We start from the raw sequence: 4,624 nt of genomic DNA, 5'->3' as shown, positions 1-4,624 counted from the left end.
GGGGCAGGCGAGGCGCGGCCGGGGGGTCGGCGGGCGCGCCTTCGCCCGGCACGTGCGGTCGCTGGCCCGGCTGGTGGAGGAACTGGAGGCGGGGCGGACGCCGCCCGGCTGCCGGGCGGCACTGCTGTTCACCCGCGAGCAGACGGGGTGGCTGACCGCGCCGCTCCTCCCGCTCCCCATCCCCTCACCGTCCCACCCCGCGGACACGGCGGTGCCCGCCGCGCCGGGGGACTCCCCCGCTGCGACGGGACCGGGCGCGGACACGGGGGCACGAAAGTCCCCGCACGGCGCGCCCCACCGGGTCACCCCGGTGTGACCCCGTCCGACGGAACCGGGACGAGCCGGATGCCGATGGTCCCGGAGCGTCCCCGGCGCAGTCGGCTGCCCAGCAGGGCGAGCCGGCCCGAAAGGCCGTAGCGGCGGGCGATGAGCCGCCGGCAGCGTTCGCTGCCGGCGGCGTCCAACAACTCGGCCCGGCCGGGCACCCCGGGACCGGTGGGTCGGCCGCGCACGTCGCAGGGGGCGAGCAGGACATCGGAGCGGTTGCGCAGCCGCTTGACCTTGCCGGAGTTCGCGGCGGTCCACACGAACAGGGCGTCGCCCTCGGCCACGACCCACACGGGCGTGGGGACGGCCCTGCCGTCGCGCCGAAAGGTGGTGACCAGGAGGTACTTTCCCGCCCCGAGGCGGGTGATCTCGTCGTGCGGATCGGTCCTGTCGCTCATGGCCACACCGTACGCGCCGCCCGTGCCGGCCCGGGCACCGGCGCCCCGACCGGCACGGGGCGGACCGGCGCCCCCGGGCCGTGGAAGGGGGTGACCGGGGTACGGCCGGGTGACCGCGCGCACGGTGTCGACGGGGAGGAGTGATCCGGGACGCCCCGGGGCCGGCGTGCGGACCACGAAGGGGGAGTCTCAGTCCGCGGGTGCCGGTCCCGTGCTGCCGCGACGCACCCACCGGGCCGCCGGGGACTCCCGGGGCGTGGCGGGCCGGCCCGCCACCAACTCCAGGAGGGTGTCGGCGACCAGGGATCCGAACCGGTGGACGTCCACGCTCATGGTGGTGAGCGGCGGGGAGGCCAGCCGGCACATCGGGGAGTCGTCCCAGGCCAGCAGGGAGAGCCGGTCGGGGACGGCGACGCCGGCCGCCCCGGCGGCCTCCAGCCCGGCCACGGCCATCACGTCGTTGTCGTACATGATCGCGGTGGGCGGTTCCGGGGCGGAGAGCAGTCGGGCGGTGAGTCGGGCGCCGGCCTCGTCGGAGTAGTCCCCCTCGACCACCACGGGCTCGATCCCGGCCTCCCGGCACCCCTCGCGCAGGGCGCGGGTGCGGGCGACGGTGTGCAGCAGGTCGGCCGGGCCGCCGACCCGGGCGATGCGCCGGTGCCCCAGCTCCAGCAGGCGGGCGAGGGCGTCCCGCACGGGGCCCGTCTCGTCGGTGCGCACCGCCGGCAGGTCGGTCCCGTCCCCGGGGTTGCCCACCACGACGGCGGGCAGGCCCAGTTCGGTCAGCACCTCCGGGCGCCGGTCCCCGACGGTGGGGTTGACCAGTGCCACGGCGTCCACCAGCCCGCGTGCCGCCCAGCGGCGGTAGGCGGCGATCTCCGCCTCGTGGTGGGGGACGACGTGCAACAGGACCGACAGGTCGTGCTCCGCCAGACGCTCCTCGATGCCCGCGATGAACTCCATGAAGAAGGGCTCGACGCCCAGGAGGCGGGCCGGGCGGGCCAGGACCAGTCCGACCGCGCCGGGCGAGTGACGGGGAGCGGGTGGGCCGTCGACGCGCTCCCCCGGCGCTCCCGCACGCGGGGACCCGGGAGCCGCCGGGAGGAGGGGACGACCGATCGGTCCGGCGGTCCGACCGGGGGGTGGGAGGCTCACCTGCGGTCACCGGGGCCGGGTCGATTCCGGAAGAGGTCGTTGGCGGTGCGCAGCACGGGCCGCCGGGTCAGGACGTCCGGGTCGAACTCCGCGCCGGTGCCCACCCGGAAGACCCGGCTCTCGCCGGGGAGCAGCGTCACCAGCATGTCGTCCACCTCCGCGTCGGGGGCGGCCCGGTCGGCCAGCAGCGCCACGTCACGGGCCAGGGCACCGGCGCGGACCTCCACCCGGTAGCCGCCGGGCTCGGCGACCGCCCGGGCCTCCAGCGGGTCGGGATCCAGCGCCAGGTCGAGGTCCTCCAGGAAGGTGTGCACGACCCTGGTGCCGTCCTCCGCCGTCATCACGAGCAGTTCCTCCTGTGCGGCGTCGGGAGTGATCAGGTGGTCCGCAAGATGGTACTGCCGCGCGGACCGGGCGGGGACGTCCAGCTCCACCGTGCCGGCCCCGCGTTCCGTGCCGGTGGAAAAGGCGAGACGCCGCGCGGCGAGCGGGCCGGTCCACGGCCGATCGGTGTCGTTGACGGCGATCAGGGTCGGTCGGCCGTCGCGCGGCTGGACGGTCAGCAGGCGCGGGGCGTGGGCCCGGCGCAGGCCGTACCACAACGGCTTGCGGCGGCCGTCGCCGTCCACCGCCGCCCAGGAGGTGACGGGCCAGCAGTCGTTGAGCTGCCACACCAGGGAACCGGCGGTGCGGGGCCACCAGGAGCGGAAGTGCTCCACACCCAGGGCCACCGCGCGGGCCTGGTTGAGCTGGGTGGCCCAGTGCCAGTCGGTGAAGTCCCGGGGCACGGGCAGGCGGGGGACCAGGCCGCGTTCCAGCTTGCCGTTGCCGTCCTCGGCCTTCTGGTGGAGCAGGAAGGCGGGTGAGGTCGTGGTCGGCGGCTCGTCCCGGACGGCCCGGCGCAGCGTGGTCCAGGTGGGCGGGCCCTGGAAGCCGAACTCGGAACAGAAACGGGGGACGTGGTCCCGGTAGGCGGTCTGGTCGATGCGGTTCCACACCTCCCACTCGTGCCGGGTGCCGTGGTCCGGGTCGTTGGGGTGGAGCCCGTCGGTACCGGGGAGCCCCTCGAGGGGGCGACCCGGGTTGCAGGGGCTGTTCTCGGTGTAGAAGCGGGTGGGGTCCAGTTCCCGGAGCACGGCGGGCAGCAGTTCGGTGTAGTAGCGCAATCCCCAACTCCGGTCGCCCAGCTCCTCCCGCCAGCCCCAGTCCCGGAAGCCCCACATGTTCTCGTTGGCGCCGTTCCACAGCGCGAGGGAGGGGTGGGAGGAGAGCCGGGCGACGTTCTCCCGGGCTTCGGCCTCCACCTCGCCCCACAGCGGTTCCTCCTCCGCGTAGGCGGCACAGGCGAAGGGGAAGTCCTGCCAGACCAGCATGCCGCGCTCGTCGCAGACGTCGTAGAAGTCGTCGGTCTCGTAGATGCCGCCGCCCCACACCCGCAGCATGTTCATGTGCGCGCCCAGGGCCTGATCGACCCGTCGGGCCAGCCGGTCGCGGGTGGTCCGGGTGAGGAAGTGGTCGTCGGGGATCCAGTTGGCCCCCTTGACGAAGATCGGGACGCCGTTGACCGAGACGGTGAAGGGGGTGCCGTGCTCGTCCGGGGCGGTGTCCACGGTGACGGTGCGGAACCCGATCCGGCGGTGGGCGGCGTCCGGTCGCCCGTCGTGACCGGGACCCCCGAGGGTGACCTCCAGGTCGTACAGGGGGTGATCGCCGTATCCGGCGGGCCACCACAGGCGGGCGTCGGGCACCTCGACGCGAACGCTCGCGGTGTCGGTCCCGGCGGGGACGACGAGCCGCCGTTCCCGGTCGCCCACCCGGGCGGTGAGCACGAGTTCCCGGCGGTCGGTCGGGTCGGCGCGTTCGAGGTCCACGTGCACGTCGACGCGGCCGGTGCCGTCGGGGGCGACCGAGGTCAGGGGGCGGAGGGAGGCGATGCGGGCGGTGTGCCACCGTTCCAGGCGGACCGGCTTCCAGATACCGGCGGTCTGCAGGTCCGGTCCCCAGTCCCAGCCGAAGGAGCAGGCCATCTTGCGCACGGCGTTGAAGGGATGGGGATAGGCGCGGGGGCGGGCGCCCACCTCCTTCTCGACCGCCTCGGCGTACTCCAGGGCCGATCCGAGGGCGACGACCAGGTCGTTGGTACCGGGGCGGCCGTCCCGGGCGGGGGCGAGCCGGTCCCGGAGGTCCACCCGCACCGAGCGGTGCATGTTGACCGAGCGGGCGACGGCGGTGCCGTTGAGGCGGATATCGGCCACGGTGTCCAGACCGTCGAAGACCAGGTCCACGCGCTCCCCGGGCCCGGCCGGCTCCGCCTCGAAGGTGGTGGCGTAGCGCCAGTGGGCGCGGTGGGTCCACCGCAGCGCGGTCTCGTTGAGGTCGAGGTAGGGGTCGGGGATGAGGTCGGCGGCGAGCAGGTCGAGGTGCGAGGAGCCCGGCACCGCCGCCGGCACGGTGCGACCGACGAGGTCGGCGGGTACCCCGTCCCCCTCCACCGTCAGTCGCCAGCCGTCGTGCAGGGTCGTTCGCTCCATGCGGGTACTCCTCGATCGGGTCGATCGGCCGGGGCGGGGGCGTCGAAACACCTTCGACGAGCCTCCCGATTCTTACTCAACTGAATTAACTAAGTCAATATCCTTGTGTCCCTCCCCCGACTTCCGATATCCAGGGCCGTCACAAGCGCGGGAACCGAGGGGAGGAACACGGGGAATTCGTCATGACACCGCCCCGGGGCGTCCCTCTCCGCC

Annotated in this window: 3 protein-coding genes and 1 pseudogene; 1 reads left to right on the top strand and 3 read right to left on the bottom strand. The window is 74.5% G+C overall.

The features are described 5' to 3' along the window. A pseudogene (locus FOE67_RS17250) lies at positions 1–316 on the top strand (AAA family ATPase); the annotation flags it as partial. On the opposite strand, the gene FOE67_RS17245 reads toward FOE67_RS17250, so the two are convergent. The 3 genes from FOE67_RS17245 to FOE67_RS17235 form a co-directional block, all read right to left on the bottom strand. Then, positions 303–725, bottom strand: a complete 423-nt coding sequence (locus FOE67_RS17245) for a PPOX class F420-dependent oxidoreductase (protein ID WP_182665275.1) — start codon at positions 723–725, stop codon at positions 303–305. The pseudogene FOE67_RS17250 and the gene FOE67_RS17245 overlap by 14 nt on opposite strands. Positions 726–914: 189 nt before the next feature. Next, entirely contained in the window at positions 915–1,880 is a 966-nt protein-coding gene (locus FOE67_RS17240; protein WP_323384989.1) for a LacI family DNA-binding transcriptional regulator, read from the bottom strand. Then, positions 1,877–4,411 (bottom strand): glycoside hydrolase family 2 protein, encoded by a 2,535-nt coding sequence (locus tag FOE67_RS17235; protein WP_182665272.1) that lies wholly within the window; start codon positions 4,409–4,411, stop codon positions 1,877–1,879. The genes FOE67_RS17240 and FOE67_RS17235 overlap by 4 nt, the downstream gene beginning before the upstream one ends. Between the last annotated feature and the right edge of the window lie 213 nt (positions 4,412–4,624).

The sequence above is a fragment of the Streptomyces calidiresistens genome, from assembly GCF_014141525.1.
GTDB lineage: Bacteria > Actinomycetota > Actinomycetes > Streptomycetales > Streptomycetaceae > Streptomyces > Streptomyces calidiresistens.
This window is presented reverse-complemented; position numbering and strand designations above follow the sequence as displayed.